Below are 17,244 nucleotides of genomic sequence, written 5' to 3'. Positions count from 1 at the left end.
ACGGGTTAACCTCGCGACATGCCGCTGACTCGCAGGCTCATTCTTCAAAAGGCACGCCATCACACACACAGAAGGTGCTCTGACGGATTGTAAGCGCACAGTTTCAGGAACTCTTTCACTCCCCTCCCGGGGTACTTTTCACCATTCCCTCACGGTACTATCCACTATCGGTCACACTAGGTATTTAGGCTTACCGGGTGGTCCCGGCAGATTCACAGCAGATTCCACGAGCCCGCTGCTACTCGGGGCAAACACGACACACAACCAGCACACGCCTTCACGTACAGGACTCTCACCTACTCCGGCAGACCATCCCAGGCCACTTCCGCTAACACGCACTAGAAATGCAACGACTGGCAGACCGTTGACCATCGCACCCCACAACACCGCACACGCAACCCCTGCCAGGTATCACACGCACACGGTTTAGCCTCATCCGCGTTCGCTCGCCGCTACTAACAGAATCATTATTATTTTCCTCTCCCACCGGTACTGAGATGTTTCACTTCCCGGTATCACCCCCGCACAACTATGAATTCATCATACGGTGACCACACACAACCGTGGCCGGGTTTCCCCATTCGGACATCCTCGGATCAACGCTTTGTTGACAACTCCCCGAGGCATAACGCAGCCTCACACGTCCTTCATCGGCCCAGCATGCCAAGGCATCCACCATGCGCCCTTAAGCAACAAACACAAACACACACCCACACCAACCACAACACAAAGCCGTAATCAGCGCTCTAAGCGTGTGCCCGGATACACAAACACATACTCACAATCACAAAAATACTCACACCAAACCAGAACAAGAACAATCATCCTCGCCCCAACTCGATGAGAAATACACTTCTCTTCAAAGAAGAAAGATGCTCGCGTCCACTATACAGTTCTCACACACCACACCCAGCAGACACAAACACCACCACAGTGACATTCGTATCTATCCGGGCCACAAGGACAACCACCCACACACCACGCAACCCACACGAGTCACACCACAGTGTGCGGGCACCATGTGCTGCCCCAGACACCCAACAGCGCACCAATGCTTCTGACAAAAACCGGTTGATTGCTTCACACGTGCGACACCCACACCATGAATCATGTGCTTCTCCTGGAGGCATCTCGCCCCCCGGGTGCGTGTCCACCTGGACATTTTCCACAACATACGGGTCTGCAGCACCACACACGGACACTCAACAGCCCAACCCCACACCCAGTACAGGTAACTACCTGACCATGCGGGGCCAATAAATAGTAATGCTCCTTAGAAAGGAGGTGATCCAGCCGCACCTTCCGGTACGGCTACCTTGTTACGACTTCGTCCCAATCGCCGATCCCACCTTCGACAGCTCCCTAACGAGTTTGGGCCACTGGCTTCGGGTGTTACCAACTTTCATGACGTGACGGGCGGTGTGTACAAGGCCCGGGAACGTATTCACCGCAGCGTTGCTGATCTACGATTACTAGCGACTCCGACTTCATGGGGTCGAGTTGCAGACCCCAATCCGAACTAAGACCGGCTTTCAGCGATTAGCTCCACCTCACAGTGTCGCTGCGCGTTGTACCGACCATTGTAGCATGTGTGAAGCCCTGGACATAAGGGGCATGATGATTTGACGTCATCCCCACCTTCCTCCGAGTTAACCCCGGCAGTCTCTCATGAGTCCCCAACCAAATGCTGGCAACATAAGACAAGGGTTGCGCTCGTTGCGGGACTTAACCCAACATCTCACGACACGAGCTGACGACAACCATGCACCACCTGTACACCAGCCACAAGGGAAACTACATCTCTGCAGCGATCCGGTGCATGTCAAGCCCAGGTAAGGTTCTTCGCGTTGCATCGAATTAATCCACATGCTCCGCCGCTTGTGCGGGCCCCCGTCAATTCCTTTGAGTTTTAGCCTTGCGGCCGTACTCCCCAGGCGGGGCGCTTAATGCGTTAGCTACGGCACGAACCCCGTGGAAGGGACTCACACCTAGCGCCCACCGTTTACGGCATGGACTACCAGGGTATCTAATCCTGTTCGCTACCCATGCTTTCGCTCCTCAGCGTCAGTTACTGCCCAGAGACCTGCCTTCGCCATCGGTGTTCCTCCTGATATCTGCGCATTCCACCGCTACACCAGGAATTCCAGTCTCCCCTACAGCACTCAAGTTATGCCCGTATCGCCTGCAACCCCGCAGTTAAGCTGCGGTATTACACAAACGACGCGACAAACCACCTACGAGCTCTTTACGCCCAGTAATTCCGGACAACGCTCGCACCCTACGTATTACCGCGGCTGCTGGCACGTAGTTAGCCGGTGCTTCTTATCCAGGTACCGTCACTGACGCTTCGTCCCTGGCGAAAGGAGTTTACAACCCGAAGGCCGTCATCCCCCACGCGGCGTCGCTGCATCAGGCTTGCGCCCATTGTGCAATATTCCCCACTGCTGCCTCCCGTAGGAGTCTGGGCCGTATCTCAGTCCCAATGTGGCCGTACACCCTCTCAGGCCGGCTACCCGTCGACGCCTTGGTAGGCCATTACCCCACCAACAAGCTGATAGGCCGCGAGCTCATCCCACACCGAAAAAACTTTCCACCACACCATCCAAGACGTGGTCCTATCTGGTATTAGACCCAGTTTCCCAGGCTTATCCCAAAGTGCAGGGCAGATCACCCACGTGTTACTCACCCGTTCGCCACTCGAGTACCGAAGCAAGCTTCGGCCTTTCCGTTCGACTTGCATGTGTTAAGCACGCCGCCAGCGTTCATCCTGAGCCAGGATCAAACTCTCCACAAAAACAGTTTCAACAAAACACAGTGAAACAGGCCGTGAAAAGCCCAAAACCCAACCAAAACAAAACCACCCACACACAAACACCACAAACACAAACATCCGCAGCGCCAGTGCGTGAACTGGCAATCCTAAAATTACTAGACAAACCAAAAGGTTCATCCACATGTTGCCCCTCATCCCTGACGGGGAAAAAGAAGAAGCAACAAAAAATATATTTCCAATCAGTCACACACGACCAACCAGCACAGTGACACCCCATCAATAGGTTCAAGCACCACCGACCAGCACACACCACACACAAACACGTGCAGGCATCAAGATCGCACACAACCAACCAAAAAACATTGGCACACTATCGAGTTCTCACACAACACACGCACACCCAAACACAACCCACAACCAGGGCCATGCTCGAAGTAGCTTGGACGACCCTACACACCCACCACCACACCAAGCAAATCACTTGATACCCAGTGAAAATGTTTCAGATCCCTGCCAACGATTGTTTTCCTACCGCCATCTCACCAAACCACACTGTCCGGCGGGGCGTTGTCGGTCACGCTGACTCACATAAAGCTACACACCAACCACCAACAACACAAACCCCCAGCACAAACACGGTTTCTAGCTATCTCCGCCAACACTAGACATGCTGCGAATGTTGTCGTGGGTGAGGTTGATCTTGCCTGCGATGTAGAGCGCCATGAACACGCAGCCTACGAGCGCGACAGCAGCGGAAACGATAAGCAGTCCAAGTGGGACTCGCCCCGCAGCTTCCTCGAATCGCAGGAGGTCACGCACGCCTAACCAGAGTAAGAATCCTGCCGCCGGAAAGAGTGCCTTGGCTTTGGAGACGGTGCCTGCGGCGAATACTCCGAACGCCACAACTGTCACTGCCACCAGGATGAACACCTCCGGTTGAACATCGACGTGGTCAATGGGCAATAGAGTGCTTCCGGTGCTTGCAATCACGCCGAGAATTGCTCCCGCACCCACACTGACTGCGAGCACGTGCACTGCCCACGCCTTTCGGGTGAATCCGTACGAATGCGCGACCAGTGGGCTCAGACCACTCATCACTGTCTCGGTGCCGAGCCACATGAAGAAGAACAGCACGGGCAAAGCTGCGACGATGGAAGAAAACGTATCGTTTTCGATGAAACCGGCAAGATAGATTGCCAGTGAGAGCCCGGCACCGGCAATGGCGGCGCCCAACAGCGTCGGCCACCACATGGCTTGGACCAGCAGCGGACCAGACGGCCGGATATGCGTGGACTCCACCTCACCGTAACGCGCCTGATCACCGACAGCATCGTGGGTGGCTACGAACAACACTCCGCAGGTGGCTGCGATGAGCGCACCGGTTACCCCCTTCATGCCGGGCACAAAGAGAAGGTAGATCAATGCTGCGGCAATAACGACCGGCGCCGTCACCATGAGTAGCTGGCTGCGCGCTCTAGCCGCATTCATCCCCAACGCCCGGAAGATGTTCTTTTCTGGGTATAGGCCGTCCAGCAGGGTCAACGAGCCGATGAGACTACCTGCCACCACTGCCGTCCAGCTGCCCACCCAGGCTCCACCGATGAGAAAGATGAGCGCGATGGGCAGGAGCAGCAGGCGCCACCGTGACCCCGCCTTGAACTGGTGCCAGAAGAATGGGGCATCCAGGGCCGTCATCGTTACAGACATGGTTAGCTCACCTCCAGGAGAGACTCGATAACGTCGCCGAGGTCGGCAGGCGCGGTGCGCGCCGAAAGGCCTGTGGCGCTTGTGGCGGGGAGGAGGGCGCGGGACCCGGCATCGGTGCGTCGATAAGCAAGCGCGTGCTCGGGCTCGTCAAAGGAGCCGGTCGCCACGACGTAATCGTCGGCCTCCTCTGCGAGAATGTGCGCGGCGATGCGGCCGTCGCGGCCGAGAATGATCGCGGAATCGAGGAGCTTGGCGGCGTCCTCAATGTGGTGCGTTGCCATGATGAACGTTCGGCCATTCCCGGAAAGCTCGAGCAAATGGTGGTAGAAGACGTCGGTGTTGTGGATGTCGAGGCCGACGTAGGGTTCGTCGAGAAGCGTGAGCTCTGCGCCCGACGCGAGACCGACGATGTTGCCGACCATTGCTCGCTGACCACGCGACAGCTGGCTGTACGCCGTCGTCATTGCGTCATCGAGAGCGAAATCAGCCACAAGATCGTCGGCGATTCCGCGATCCCACCCCGGGTACCGCAACTGCGCGCCGGTGAGGATGTCACGGACGGACCATGCGCCCGGGTAGGCGACATCGACACCGGTCAGGGAGACGCGGTCCATGACGGTCGCGTTGTCGAACGGTTTCTGGTTGAAGACATCGAGCTCGCCATCAGAGGGCTTGAGCTGGCCGGCGATGAGCGAGAGCAGAGTGGACTTGCCCACGCCATTGCGGCCGAGCAGGCCGTGGATGCCGCCGGATTCTATCGCGAGGTCGAGCCGGTCCAGTACCGTCTCCCCCGCCGAAGGTTTTTGTCAGTTCCTGTGCGATTATCACTTGTACATTCCTCTACTTTCTGCAACGCGGTCAATGAGGTTGTGGAGAGTGGGTAGGTCGTGGCCGAGGCGAAGTGCTTCGTCGATAAGCGGGGCAATGTACGCGCCCGCAAACTCCGCTTGGCGCTGCGCGAGGATGCGTTCGCGCGCGTCGGGCGTGACAAACATGCCGATCCCGCGTCGTTTTTCCAGCACCCCGCCATCCACAAGGAGCGTGAGTCCTTTGCGCGCGGTCGCGGGGTTGATCTCATGGAACGCCGCCAGCTCGTTGGTGCTCGGTGCGCGGGCCCCGGCCTCTAGGTGGCCATCCACTATCTGGTCTTGAATAAGGCGTGCGATCTGCATGAACAGCGGCTCTGTGTCGTTGCCCATCGCGACCTCCGGTTCGTCGGTTAGTTAGTGGTGTAACTAACCGTACAACTATGGGGGCAAAATGGCAACGGCTCCCACCAAGCAATTCCTGAATTCACAGATTCGTGCAGGTAGACGGCGCGCGTCTGACAAGCTCATCCAAGTTAAGGCAGACTGGATACCGACAAAAGTTATTAGCTACATGAATAGATACGGATTTAGGAGCCATGCTTGAGCGCACAGTCGTTTTCGTTGATACGTCATATTTACTTGCGAGTTTCTACAACTCGTGGGAAACAGGCGCAAGATCGCAATTAGAAATTGATCTCCCCGAGGTCGTTGCCAACCTCGGGACCATGATTACCCAGCAACTACACCAACCCATCCACCGCCAGTTCTGGTACGACGGCATCCCAGACTCTGGCCCCCACCGCTACCAGCGCGCTCTACGCACGTGCGACGGCGTGCAGTTGCGCACCGGCCAGCTCATCGAATGGGGCGAGCGGCGCACCCAAAAAGGCGTGGACACCCGCCTTGTCGCCGACATCGTGGCCAACGCCATGCGCGGCCAGTACAGCGACTTCGTGCTGGTCAGCGGCGATGCCGACATGATCCCCGGCGTCGAGGAAGCTACCAACGCAGGCGTCCGCATGCACCTCTACGGCTTTGGCTGGGACTCTATGTCCTCAGCTCTGCGCCACGCGTGCGACTCCACCACCATCCTCGATCCGCGCGAGGATTTCGCCGAAGCAATGCAGCTCCAGGTGCTCGAGGGCCCGCTTCCACCGACCATTCGCGAGCGCCCGCTTGTCGACGCGCTCGACGAGACCGACACCCAAGACGGCATGTGCGGCGTTCCCCGCCCCGACGGCGAACAGCCTCTTTCTTCCCACGTCGCGCAGGCGGAGGCGGATGCCGCCGCTGAGGAACTCGCGCAGCAAAAGGTGGAGCAGGCAGACCACGCCGAACCTGAACAGAAGCCCGAGCAGGGGCGCGGCAAGCGCGAGGCTGCCCACGAGTCAACGGACCACGTGGCACCCAACCCCCGCCCCACACCTGGCCCGCCATCGCCAGCCCAACTAGCAGCCAGCTCGCCGAAACCCTCGATGATGGCCCCGCGCCGGAAACTGCGCTCCCGCTACGTTCCGCTGCCGGAAGAAGTATGGACCTCCTCCGGGTTCCAAACCCCGTTCGATGTGGGACAACAGTACGCAACGTGGTGGTTCGACAACGCCGCCTCTTCCGAGCAGCGCGACAAAGCGCACATTCTCTCGGGAGGCGGCCTTCCCCCCGAAATCGACAGGCCGCTACTGCAGTTCGCCTGCGAAACCCTTCATGAGTACACGCTCAGCGAGAGCCAGCGCGTCAACCTGCGAGACGGCTTCCACTCCGGGATCCGCGGAGTTCTGATCAATATCCGCCGGACCCAAAGTTAAGCACTCACTAGCGGTTGTCGGCCTCTTCCGCGTTGAGCGGAGCTTGTGGGGCTTCATCGTCGAAACGCTCGAGGGCCTCTTCGTGTTGCTCCGCATCATCGCTTGCAGCAGCCTGGGCCGACCCCTGGGTCAGCTCGCCAGCGGACTCTGCCTGCATCGACGCGCGGATCTCCGCAAGCTTGGATGATGCAGCGACATCGGTCTGGCCGGACTCGATCTCAGCCATCGCGGCACTCGCACCAGATTCAGCCAGTTCCTGCTGGCCGAGTGCCGTAGCGTAGCGCTTCTCAATCTTCTCGCGCACCCCATCCAACGTGGGTACGTTGTCGTTCTGGCTGAACTGCCCCATGGTGTCCATCGTCTGGGCAGTGTGCTCCTGCATCTTGGCCTGGTCGACCTGCTGGCGCAGGCGGTTGACCTCATTCATCTGCTCTTGCAGGCGGGCCTCGGACTGCTTCTGCTGCTGCTCGGCCTGTGCGGCCGCTTGCTCTGCGGCGCCGTACTGCGTGGTCAGCCCCTCGAGCTCCTGCTCCGTAGCCACCAGCTGAGCTGCGAGCGTCTCTGCGGTTGTGTTGAACTGTTGGGCCTTGGCGGTGTCACCCTCAGCGGTTGCCTGGTCAGCCATCTGCAACGCAGTCTTGGTCTTGTCCTGCAAAGACGCCTGCTGTTCGCGGACACGACCCAGCTTGATCTCCAGCTGCTTCTTCTGGCCAATGATCTCCGCGGCCTGCTGCGTGATCGCGCGGTGCTGCTCTCTAGCGGCGTTCGCAGCCTGTTCGATCTGGACCTTCGGGTCGGCGTTCTCATCGATCGCCGTGTCGAAGGATTGCATCAGGTAGTTCCAGCCCTTGCTGAACGGGTTAGCCATGGTGATTCCTTAGATTTTCGTCGGGAAAGTGTGCCCCGAGTCTACGCGAACGGTTCCCGGCTCACCCGGGCACGAAAAACCGCCCGGCCGTCTGCGGCGCGGGCGGTGTGACGGGAAGCCGTCGAAAAGCGACTAGCCCTCAGTCTTTTCGTTCTGCTCTGCGATGTCAGCGCGGACCTGCTCCATGTCAACGTCGCGCACAGCCTGGATGAACTCCTCCAGGCCAGCCGGCGGCATAGCGCCGGAGGTCTGCCCCAGCAAGATGCCCTCGCGGAACGCGAAGAGGGTCGGAATCGCCTGGATCTGCAGCGCAGAGGAAAGGCCCTGGTTAGCCTCGGTGTCCAGCTTGGCAAAGGTCACGTCCTCGTGCTTCTCAGACGCAGCCTCAAAAGTCGGGGCGAACGCCTTGCACGGGCCACACCAGTCAGCCCACGCATCAACGATCACAATGTCGTTGTTCTCGACGGTCTCGGTGAACGTGTCCTCGGTTACATTGATGGTGCTCATTTTTATTCTCCTGAGTCTGCTCTAGTAACGTCTGTCGATGAGTACAACCTTATCAAGGGCGCGGACATTCCCCGCGAGCGAGAAAAGGAGCAAGCGTGACCAAGAACTACCGGTTCGAGGGCCCGACAGACACCAATTCCGTGGATACTCTGCAAGCTGAAGTGAGCCAGGTGCTGGGCACCCAAGGCGTCGACATCAATGCAGAAACGAAGGTCATGCGGGTCACAGGCGAAGGCTTCACCGACGAGCAGATCGAGTACGCCGTCGAGTACGCAGGCTTTTCGCTTATCGACGCTTAATGCCAACCGTCCTACCATGGGAACCGTAAGAACAACCGAGTTCCTTTTGGAAGGTGACTACTCCCATGGCACAGACATTCACCGTAGAAGGCATGACCTGCGAACACTGCGAAATGAGCGTGTCCGAAGAGGTCAGCGAAGTCGCTGGCGTGACCAGCGCAACCGCCGACCACAAAGCTGGCACCGTGACCGTTGAGGGCGAAGGCTTCGACCGCGACGCCGTCGCCGCCGCTGTTGCCGAGGCTGGTTACAAGCTGGTCTAAAGGCCCCCGCGGTATCCCTTGCGGAAAAGTTGACAAACTCGACACTGGTTTAACCGGCGAAAACTCGCCAACCTGCACGTTCAGGTCTAGAGCGAAATCGGGTTTGTCAACTTTTCTGCATTTGGACCGCTCTGGTGAGGTGCACCACGTTGCGCGCCTCTCGGAATATCTTGCCTTACCTCGCCGTTCCATAGGGTGAGAAAGGTTCAAGCCGCGCTACCCGGGAGGAGATACATCTACAGTGAGCGCCCCCGCACCCGCCCCCACACCACAGACAAGCACCAACTATTTGGAGCACCTCGAACTGGGTGTGACCGGGATGACCTGCACCTCGTGCTCCAACCGCATCCAACGCAAGCTGAACAAGCTTGACGGGGTGGAAGCCAACGTCAACTACTCCACTGAGACGGCGACGGTCGACTACGATCCGTCCAAAACTGACCGCGAGCAGCTCATCCAGGTTGTCAAAGACGCCGGGTACGACGCATTCGCGCTCGGCGGCGGCAGCGGCGATACCGCGGGCTCCGAAGGTACAGCCGACGGCGACGCTTCCGACACCGACCGCATTGAAGCCGCCCGCGAAGCTGAAGCAAGCGACCTCAAGTGGAAAGTCATCTGGACAGCGATTCTCGCCGTGCCGGTGACGGTAATCTCGATGGTCCCGGCCCTCCAGTTCACGAACTGGCAGTGGCTCGTTTTCACGCTCACCACCTTGATCTACATCAATGGCGGCGCGCCGTTCCACAAGGCGACAATCGCGAACCTGCGCCACGGTGCCGTCACCATGGACACCCTGATCACCCTGGGCACGACGGCAGCGTACCTGTGGTCAGTGTGGGCGCTGTTCATCGGCAACGCCGGCGAACCCGGAATGACGATGGACATGAGCCTCTCCCCCGGTGCGAACGCTGGTCATGCGATGGATGAGATCTACCTGGAAACCATCGCCGTGGTGATCACGTTCTTACTGCTGGGAAGGTGGTTCGAAACCAAGGCGAAGGGACGCAGCTCTGAAGCTCTGCGTGACCTCGCGACAATGGGCGCCAAAGACGCCGCTGTTATCCGTGACGGCCAAGAGATCCGCGTACCCACCTCCGAGATCGCTGTCGGTGACCGTTTCGTGGTCCGCCCCGGTGAGAAGATCGCCACGGACGGCACCGTGATCGACGGCGTATCCGCCGTGGATAACTCGATGATCACCGGTGAGTCCGTGCCTGTCGACGTCGCTCCCGGCGACACCGTCACGGGCGCCACGGTCAACCAGACTGGCCGCCTCATCGTCGAGGCCACGCGGGTGGGTTCCGAAACCACCCTGTCGCGGATGAGCGAACTGGTGCGGCAGGCGCAGGCGGGGCAAGCGCCCGTCGAAAAGCTTGTGGACCGTATTTCCCGCATTTTCGTCCCGACCGTCATCGTGGTTGCGCTGATCACGCTGGCCGTGCACATGGCGATCGGCCACGACGCGCCGGCGGCATTCTCCGCCGCAGTCGCCGTGCTCATCATCGCGTGCCCGTGCGCGCTCGGCCTGGCTACGCCCACGGCGATCCTCGTCGGCACCGGACGCGGCGCACAAATGGGTCTGCTGATCAAGGGCCCGGAAATCCTCGAGTCGACCCAGCGCGTGGACACGATTGTGCTGGACAAGACCGGCACCGTCACCACCGGTGAAATGGCGGTCGACGCCGTCGCGCCTGAATCCGGTTTCACCGAAGAGCAGGTCCTGTCGCTCGCCGCCGCTGTCGAGGCCGGCTCCGAGCACCCCATTGCACGCGCCATCGTCGCCGCCGCAGACGGCGACATCCCCGAGGCGACAGATTTCAGCAACGAGGCCGGCCAGGGCGTCCGCGCGCTTATCGACGGCACCTCCGTCACCGTCGGCCGCGGCCGCGGACCCGAGGCGGAAGCCTTCGAGGCTGACGGCGCCACGGCTGTCACCGTGACCGTGGACGGCTCCCCCGCCGGCACGATCGCTGTGCGCGACACCGTCAAAGACACCTCTGCACAAGCCATTGAGGACTTGCGCGAGCTGCGGCTCACCCCGCACCTGCTCACCGGTGACAACGAAGGGGCTGCCCGCGCGGCAGCCACTGCGGTCGGCATCGATGCGGATAATGTCACGGCGGGGGTGCTGCCGGAGGACAAGGTGCGTGTCGTCGAAAAGCTGCAGGCAGAGAGCAACACTGTCGCGATGGTCGGCGACGGCGTGAACGATGCCGCTGCCTTGGCCACCGCGGACTTGGGCCTGGCCATGGGGTCGGGCACGGACGTGGCCATTGAGGCCGCCGACATCACCCTCATGGGCGGCGACCTGCGCTCTGCGGCAGACGCGATCCGCTTGTCGCGGCGCACCCTGAGCATCATCAAGGGCAACCTGTTCTGGGCTTTCGCCTACAACGTGCTGCTCATCCCGGTGGCGGCCATCGGCCTGCTCAACCCCATGTTCGCCGGCATCGCCATGGCGTTCAGCTCAGTGTTCGTGGTGAGCAACTCGCTACGGCTCAACCGGTTCACTTCGGTCAGCGAGCGCTAGAAAAGTGAATTTAAAGTAGTTGACCTGCCCGGGCAGGAGCTATGCTCACTGCCCATGGACAATACTCTGACCCGCAACGAGCGTCTCGACCGTCTCCCGGTCACTTCCCAGCACCGTCGGCTGCTCGTCGGCTCGGGCGTGGGCTGGGCGCTCGACGCGATGGACGTCGGCCTTGTGTCGTTCATCATCGCCGCGCTCGCCGTGCACTGGGACCTGGATAAGGGCACGACGTCATGGATCGCGTCGATTGGTTTCATCGGAATGGCCATCGGGGCATCTCTAGGCGGGCTGCTCGCGGACAAGATCGGGCGCAGGCAGGTCTTTGCGGCCACTTTGCTGGTCTACGGCTTTGCGACGGGTGCCTCCGCCCTCGCCTGGTCTGTCAGCTCCCTCATGGTGTTCCGGTTCCTCGTCGGCCTCGGCCTGGGTGCGGAGCTACCCGTGGCATCCACCTTGGTCAGCGAGTTCGCGCCCCGTAAGAGCCGCGGGCGAATGGTCGTATTGCTCGAAGCGTTTTGGGCCGTGGGGTGGATCATGGCGGCCGTGATCGGAACCTTCGTAGTCAGCCAGGGTGACACCGGGTGGCGCTGGGGATTCGCCCTCGGATCTGTACCCGCACTCTATGCCATCTACGTGCGCATGGGCTTGCCCGAGTCAGTGCGGTTCCTTGAATCGAAAGGCCGCCACGATGAAGCCGAGGAGATCGTGCGGACCTTTGAGGCCGCCGCCGACACCTCTGAGATCGACCACTCCCCGCCCGGCGACCCAGAGCCGGAGGTCAGCGGCGGGATATGGGGGCCAGCGATGCGCAAGCGCACTGCCGCGTTCTGGCTCGTGTGGTTCGGGGTGTCGCTGTCGTACTACGGCGCGTTCATCTGGATTCCGTCGCTGCTGGTGGACCAAGGTTTCACCCTGGTGCGGTCGTTCACGTTCACCCTCATCATCACTATCGCGCAGCTTCCCGGTTATGCCGCGGCCGCGTGGCTTATTGAAGTCTGGGGCCGCCGCATCACTCTATCGGTCTTCCTCGCCGGGTCTGCTGGCGCCGCCGTTTTGTATGGTTTGGCAGGGGCTCCGTGGCAGATCATTGCCGCCGGCTGCTTACTGTCCTTTTTCAACCTGGGTGCGTGGGGTGCCCTCTACGCGATCGGCCCGGAGCTCTACCCAACCTCGATCCGCGCTACGGGCACAGGTGCCGGGGCGTCGTTCGGGCGAATCGGGTCGATCATCGCGCCTCTCATTGTGCCTCCGGTGCTCAGCTTCGGCGGGCCCACGGCTGTGTTCGGGGTGTTCGCAGCCGCCTTCGCCGTGGCGTGCATCGCTGCGCTCACCCTGCCCGAACAGCGCGGGAAAGTGCTGTCTTAACCGGCTTAACCCCGCGCCATGTTCACGAAGCGCGAGTAGTGCAACTGGTGCGCCACCGCGATCGTGTCGATCGGGCCACCACGGTGCTTGGCGATGATGATGTCCGCCTCACCCGCACGCTCGTTGTCGCGGTCCTGGGAGTCCGGACGGTACAGCAGCATGACAATGTCCGCGTCCTGCTCCAATGAACCCGATTCACGCAGGTCCGCCAACTGCGGACGCTTGTCCGTGCGTGACTCCGGGCCACGGTTGAGCTGGGAGATGGCGATGACGGGCACTTCTAGCTCCTTGGCCAGCAACTTCAGCTGGCGGGAGAACTCGGAGACCTCTTGCTGGCGGGATTCGACCTTGCGGCCGGAGCTCATCAACTGCATATAGTCCAGCACCACGAGGTCTAGGCCGTGCTGCTGCTTGAGGCGGCGGGCTTTAGAGCGGATCTCCATCATCGTCAGGTTCGGAGAATCATCGACGAAGATCGGCGCCTGCTGGATCTCGCGGAGGCGTTTGGTGAGCTTCTCCCAGTCAGACTCCTCCATCTGGCCCGAACGCATCGCGGAGAGCTTGATCTCGGTCTCCGCAGACAGCAGGCGCATCACAATCTCGGAGGCGCTCATCTCCAGCGAGAAGATCACCGAGGTCAGGTCGTTGTGGATCGAGCAGGACCTAACGAAATCCAGGGCGAGGGTCGACTTACCCACACCAGGACGGGCCGCGATAATGATCATCTGACCGGCATGGAGGCCATTTGTCAGCCGGTCGAGGTCAAGGAAGCCCGTCGGCACGCCGGCAGCGAGGCCGCCGTCTTTTTCATAAGCAGCAAGCTCGTCGACAGTAGGCTTGAGCAGCTCAGCGAGTGCCTGGTAGTCCTCCCCCGTCTTGGTCTGCGCGACGGCGAAGATCTCCTGTTGCGCGCGATCCACCAGAGCCTCGATCTCCATGCCCTCGCCGCCGTCGTAGCCGAGCTGGGCAACACGTGTTCCCGCGTCCACAAGCTGGCGCAACGTGGACTTCTCGGCAACTATGTCTGCGTAGTAGCGCGCGTTGGCAGAGGTGGGAACCTCGGAGATCAAGGTGTGCAGGTACGGCGCTCCCCCAGCACGCTCGAGCTGTCCCATCCGGTCAAGACGGCCGGAGACAATGAGGACGTCAATCTGCGAGCCTTGGGAGTACAGGTCCAGAATCGCCTGATAAATCAGTTGGTGGGCCGGGAAGTAGAAGTCCTCCTCCCGCAGCTCCTCAATCACATCGGTGACGGTATTGGGGCTGAGCAGCATCGCACCAATCACACCCTGCTCGGCTTTCCGGTCATGCGGGGGCTGGCGGTACTCGCTCAAGTCCTCGCGCTCAGACGTGAAGCCGCGGCCGTTGCGACGGTTGCTCCTGTACCCGCCGCCGTCCTCCGGCTCAGGCGGCGGAGGAACAAGGTCCTCAAACCGGTCGTCGAAGCTGTCCCCTCCAGCGACATTGCCTGCAGTCATCGTGAACTCCCTCCAGTCATCGAAGTGATGCTACCCCGCCGGGGCACGAGCGGACCACTCTTGTGGACTCATCACGCTGGAGTTATCCACAGGTCCTTGTGGAATAAGCCCGTTATTCCCTGATTCGTGACCCACATGCCTCCCACGGCTGTGGAATCTCTGTGGAATATTCAGTTACTTTTTCACAGATTCGCCCATCGTGACTGCTTAACCCCGATACATTCCGCGTCATGCGTCTTCCACGAACAGTGAATAACTCGACCACCAGCACATTTGACAAGGTAACCAAAGTGCTATAAACCGCTCTCCTCCGCGTAAATTTCTCTCATTGGACTGGACTTTTCCACTAGTTATCCACAGGCAGTGTGGACACCAGATTGTTATGCGGCGCTTGATTGCTGGAACCACCTGCTATTGTGCTGCTATGACCTCCCGTTTTTCCCGTTTCCGCCGCGCGGTAATCTCCGCGATGGCCACAGTGGTCGCCGTTGCGTGCGGCGTTGCCCCCGCCTCCGCAGCACCGGTTTATGCCGGCGATAAGATCGAGATCCATTACAGTAACGGGGCTAAAGCACTGTGCTCCCTCAACTCCGTGGCGCACCGGGACGGCGCGAAGTACGGGATCACGGCCGGGCATTGCCTCATGCCCATCGATGGTGGCCGTCCTATCCGTGTCTACTCATCCGACGGCGCAGTCATTGCCTCCAACATGGCGGATTCCGGGTATGTCTTCGATCAGGGCGGCCTGAACGTCGGGTTGAAGGGCTTCACATCCGACTCGTTCCGTGACTACAGCTGGTTCCGCCTCGACCCGCACGTTACTGATGCCGGCAAGACGCGCGGTGGGAACCTCACGTTGGGGCTCGACTCTGGCATGGACCACAACCTCACACAGTTCGCTCGGTCCATTAACCCGGATCGCGCCATCGGTGGACGCCTTCCGGTCAGCGCCGTGGCACCGGGCCAGATTGTCTGCAAGGATGGCGCGCGCTCTAGCAGGACCTGCGGTCCTGTGGTGTCCACCAACGTTCACACTGGTGAGATCGTGGCTCTCCTGCTGAACTTCACGGGCGATTCCGGTGCCCCGGTGTGGATCACCGGCCGCGACGGCCGCGCCTACATTGTGGGAGTCATCTCCGGCGGTGTTGGGCCGTTTGAGCTGATTGACGCCTCGCTGCCACTCCCAGCCGGGCTGCGCTAACCCGCGCACAAACAGGAACAAAGCAAGAAGAAGGGCGCGGGCCCCACTCCTCACAAGCGGGGCCCGCGCCCTTCGTGCTGTTGTCGTTGGATTGCTTGTTATAGAGCAATCGCCGTTAGGCGTGTGTTACGCGCCCACGACCTCGAAGTTCACCTTGCCCTCCACGTCATCGTGGAGCTTGACCTTGACCTGGTAGCCGCCGGTGCTGGTGACCAGCCCCTTCGGCATGTCAACGCGGCGCTTGTCCAGCGCCGGGCCGCCTGCAGCCTCAACGGCATCGACGATGTCGGCCGGCTTGACCGAACCGAAGATCTTGCCGTTCTCAGCGGTGCGCACCTTCACGGTGACGCCCTGCAGCTGGTCGAGCTGGTCGCGCAGCTCCTTAGCGTGGTCCAGGTCGCGCACGGAACGCTGCTCCTGTGCGCGCTTGATGTCCTCAATCTGCTTCTCAGCGCCGCGGGAGGCCGGGATGGCCAGGCCGCGCGGAAGCAGAAGGTTACGTCCGTAGCCGTCCTTGACCTCGACAATATCGCCGGGCTCACCAAGGTTCTCAACGGCAGCGGTGAGGATCAGCTTCATAATCCTTACCTTTCGTTTGAAAGTTGATGTTTGTCGATTGCTTTAGAACGGGGGCTCATCGTCCATGCCGCCGAAACCGCCGGCGGGGGGAGCAGAATTCCACGGATCATTCGCGGGCTGGTTGTTGGACTGGCTGTTCTGGCCGCCCTGGTTGCCCTGGGAGTTACCAAAGCCACCGGTGTTCTGGGCGTTCTGGCCGCCCTGGGAGTTACCAAAGCTGCCGCCCTGGTTGCCGCCGAAGCCGCCGCCACCCTGGTTCCCGCCCTCACGCGGGTTACGGTTGACGCTGGCGCTGGCGTAGCGCAGGGACGGGCCGACTTCGTCGACCTCGACCTCGAACACGGTGCGGTTTTCACCTTCGCGGTTCTGGTAAGAACGCTGCTTGAGGCGGCCGTTGACGATCACGCGCATGCCCTTTGTCAGGGACTCAGCGACGTTCTCGGCGACGCTCCGCCACACGTTGCAGGTGAGGAACAAAGCTTCGCCGTCTTCCCACTGGTTCGTGTCCCTGTTGTAGGTACGCGGAGTGGATGCAATGCGGAAGTTGGCTACTGCCAAGCCCTGCGGGGTGAACCGCAGTTCAGGGTCCGCAACCAAGTTGCCAACGACGGTGATAGGAGTGTCGCCTTGTGCCATGTTCTTTCGTCCTTACCTTGAAACCTTGAATGAATGAGCGGGAATGGGTTGTCCTTGCACGAACCAGTCTATAGTCCGCCCCGGACACAAACCCTGAGCTGGGATTACCCGTTCACGTTCGGCGCTTACTTGCTATCGGTGCGCAGAACCTTGGTTCGCATAATGGTGTCGTTCAGGTTCAGACGGCGGTCGAGCTCCTGGACGGTCTCGGCTGCGCAGTCGAGGTTGACTACGACGTAGACGCCTTCTTCCTTCTTGTCGATGGGGTATGCAAGACGGCGCTTGCCCCATACATCGACGTTTTCCACCTTGCCGTTATCCTGGCGGACAATATCGAGGAACTTGTCCAGGGACGGGGCAACGGTGCGCTCATCCTGACTCGGGTCGAGAATGATCATTACTTCGTAGTGACGCACGGACCTCA

Annotated in this window: 15 protein-coding genes and 2 rRNA genes; 6 read left to right on the top strand and 11 right to left on the bottom strand. The window is 60.5% G+C overall.

Annotation, left to right across the window (positions count from 1 at the left end; translation table 11 throughout):
• From KBX07_RS06865 to KBX07_RS06845, 5 genes are all read right to left on the bottom strand, one after another.
• Positions 1-699, bottom strand: a 23S ribosomal RNA gene (locus KBX07_RS06865); the annotation flags it as partial.
• A 578-nt stretch (positions 700-1,277) separates the two neighbouring features.
• Positions 1,278-2,794: ribosomal RNA gene (locus KBX07_RS06860) — 16S ribosomal RNA — on the bottom strand.
• Positions 2,795-3,415: 621 nt separating this feature from the next.
• Positions 3,416-4,480, bottom strand: a complete 1,065-nt coding sequence (locus KBX07_RS06855; protein ID WP_256023529.1) for a hypothetical protein — start codon at positions 4,478-4,480, stop codon at positions 3,416-3,418.
• Positions 4,481-4,482: 2 nt separating this feature from the next.
• Positions 4,483-5,259 carry an ABC transporter ATP-binding protein gene (locus tag KBX07_RS06850; protein WP_256023533.1) on the bottom strand — a complete coding sequence of 259 codons (777 nt, stop codon included), beginning with the start codon at positions 5,257-5,259 and terminating at the stop codon, positions 4,483-4,485.
• A gap of 45 nt (positions 5,260-5,304) precedes the next feature.
• Complete coding sequence (locus KBX07_RS06845) at positions 5,305-5,679, bottom strand: GntR family transcriptional regulator (RefSeq protein ID WP_005287908.1); 375 nt, start codon at positions 5,677-5,679, stop codon at positions 5,305-5,307.
• A 206-nt stretch (positions 5,680-5,885) separates the two neighbouring features.
• Here KBX07_RS06845 and KBX07_RS06840 point away from each other — a divergent pair, with 206 nt between their 5' ends.
• A complete protein-coding gene (locus tag KBX07_RS06840) occupies positions 5,886-7,094 on the top strand; it encodes an NYN domain-containing protein (RefSeq protein ID WP_256023527.1) in 1,209 nt (402 codons plus the stop codon).
• A gap of 7 nt (positions 7,095-7,101) precedes the next feature.
• On the opposite strand, the gene KBX07_RS06835 is transcribed toward KBX07_RS06840, so the two are convergent.
• Both KBX07_RS06835 and trxA read right to left on the bottom strand, forming a co-directional pair.
• Positions 7,102-7,962 carry a PspA/IM30 family protein gene (locus KBX07_RS06835; RefSeq protein ID WP_005287902.1) on the bottom strand — a complete coding sequence of 287 codons (861 nt, stop codon included), beginning with the start codon at positions 7,960-7,962 and terminating at the stop codon, positions 7,102-7,104.
• Between the two features lie 132 nt (positions 7,963-8,094).
• A complete protein-coding gene (gene trxA, locus KBX07_RS06830) occupies positions 8,095-8,469 on the bottom strand; it encodes a thioredoxin (protein ID WP_005287900.1) in 375 nt (124 codons plus the stop codon).
• 95 nt (positions 8,470-8,564) lie between these two features.
• On the opposite strand from trxA, the gene KBX07_RS06825 reads away from it, so the two are divergent.
• The 4 genes from KBX07_RS06825 to KBX07_RS06810 all read left to right on the top strand — a co-directional run bounded on the left by KBX07_RS06825 (position 8,565) and on the right by KBX07_RS06810 (position 12,926).
• On the top strand, positions 8,565-8,768 hold the full coding sequence (locus KBX07_RS06825) for a hypothetical protein (protein ID WP_005287897.1): 204 nt from the start codon (positions 8,565-8,567) through the stop codon (positions 8,766-8,768).
• A gap of 65 nt (positions 8,769-8,833) precedes the next feature.
• On the top strand, positions 8,834-9,031 hold the full coding sequence (locus KBX07_RS06820; protein ID WP_255994586.1) for a heavy-metal-associated domain-containing protein: 198 nt from the start codon (positions 8,834-8,836) through the stop codon (positions 9,029-9,031).
• Between the two features lie 319 nt (positions 9,032-9,350).
• The gene (locus KBX07_RS06815; protein WP_256023532.1) at positions 9,351-11,561 is read left to right on the top strand and encodes a cation-translocating P-type ATPase; all 2,211 of its coding nucleotides are present in this window, start codon (positions 9,351-9,353) and stop codon (positions 11,559-11,561) included.
• A 54-nt stretch (positions 11,562-11,615) separates the two neighbouring features.
• The gene (locus KBX07_RS06810) at positions 11,616-12,926 is read left to right on the top strand and encodes an MFS transporter (protein WP_256023526.1); all 1,311 of its coding nucleotides are present in this window, start codon (positions 11,616-11,618) and stop codon (positions 12,924-12,926) included.
• A 5-nt stretch (positions 12,927-12,931) separates the two neighbouring features.
• On the opposite strand, the gene dnaB is transcribed toward KBX07_RS06810, so the two are convergent.
• Positions 12,932-14,404: a replicative DNA helicase gene (dnaB, locus tag KBX07_RS06805; RefSeq protein ID WP_005287885.1), complete on the bottom strand. Its 1,473-nt coding sequence runs from the start codon at positions 14,402-14,404 to the stop codon at positions 12,932-12,934.
• Positions 14,405-14,828: 424 nt separating this feature from the next.
• On the opposite strand from dnaB, the gene KBX07_RS06800 reads away from it, so the two are divergent.
• Entirely contained in the window at positions 14,829-15,605 is a 777-nt protein-coding gene (locus tag KBX07_RS06800) for a hypothetical protein (protein WP_005287883.1), read from the top strand.
• A 126-nt stretch (positions 15,606-15,731) separates the two neighbouring features.
• Here KBX07_RS06800 and rplI read toward each other — a convergent pair whose 3' ends face one another.
• The 3 genes from rplI to rpsF form a co-directional block, all read right to left on the bottom strand.
• The gene (gene rplI, locus KBX07_RS06795; protein ID WP_255994589.1) at positions 15,732-16,184 is read right to left on the bottom strand and encodes a 50S ribosomal protein L9; all 453 of its coding nucleotides are present in this window, start codon (positions 16,182-16,184) and stop codon (positions 15,732-15,734) included.
• A gap of 42 nt (positions 16,185-16,226) precedes the next feature.
• Positions 16,227-16,820, bottom strand: coding sequence for a single-stranded DNA-binding protein (locus tag KBX07_RS06790; protein ID WP_005287876.1), 594 nt, complete (start codon positions 16,818-16,820; stop codon positions 16,227-16,229).
• Between the two features lie 125 nt (positions 16,821-16,945).
• Entirely contained in the window at positions 16,946-17,236 is a 291-nt protein-coding gene (gene rpsF, locus KBX07_RS06785) for a 30S ribosomal protein S6 (protein ID WP_198002210.1), read from the bottom strand.
• Positions 17,237-17,244: the final 8 nt, after the last annotated feature.

Origin of the sequence: Corynebacterium sp. CCUG 70398 (assembly GCF_024454055.1) — a bacterium.
GTDB classification, from domain to species: Bacteria; Actinomycetota; Actinomycetes; order Mycobacteriales; family Mycobacteriaceae; genus Corynebacterium; species Corynebacterium genitalium.
The sequence above is the reverse complement of the archived record's forward strand: the minus strand, read 5'-3'. Positions and strand labels throughout refer to the sequence as shown.

Coding starts and splice junctions, on each gene's coding strand:
- KBX07_RS06855 (WP_256023529.1), bottom strand. CDS start 4,480: ATGTCTGTAACGATGACGGCCCTGGATGCCCCATTCTTCTGGCACCAG.
- KBX07_RS06845 (WP_005287908.1), bottom strand. CDS start 5,679: ATGGGCAACGACACAGAGCCGCTGTTCATGCAGATCGCACGCCTTATT.
- KBX07_RS06840 (WP_256023527.1), top strand. CDS start 5,886: ATGCTTGAGCGCACAGTCGTTTTCGTTGATACGTCATATTTACTTGCG.
- KBX07_RS06835 (WP_005287902.1), bottom strand. CDS start 7,962: ATGGCTAACCCGTTCAGCAAGGGCTGGAACTACCTGATGCAATCCTTC.
- trxA (WP_005287900.1), bottom strand. CDS start 8,469: ATGAGCACCATCAATGTAACCGAGGACACGTTCACCGAGACCGTCGAG.
- KBX07_RS06820 (WP_255994586.1), top strand. CDS start 8,834: ATGGCACAGACATTCACCGTAGAAGGCATGACCTGCGAACACTGCGAA.
- KBX07_RS06815 (WP_256023532.1), top strand. CDS start 9,351: ATGACCTGCACCTCGTGCTCCAACCGCATCCAACGCAAGCTGAACAAG.
- KBX07_RS06810 (WP_256023526.1), top strand. CDS start 11,616: ATGGACAATACTCTGACCCGCAACGAGCGTCTCGACCGTCTCCCGGTC.
- dnaB (WP_005287885.1), bottom strand. CDS start 14,404: ATGACTGCAGGCAATGTCGCTGGAGGGGACAGCTTCGACGACCGGTTT.
- KBX07_RS06800 (WP_005287883.1), top strand. CDS start 14,829: ATGACCTCCCGTTTTTCCCGTTTCCGCCGCGCGGTAATCTCCGCGATG.
- rplI (WP_255994589.1), bottom strand. CDS start 16,184: ATGAAGCTGATCCTCACCGCTGCCGTTGAGAACCTTGGTGAGCCCGGC.
- KBX07_RS06790 (WP_005287876.1), bottom strand. CDS start 16,820: ATGGCACAAGGCGACACTCCTATCACCGTCGTTGGCAACTTGGTTGCG.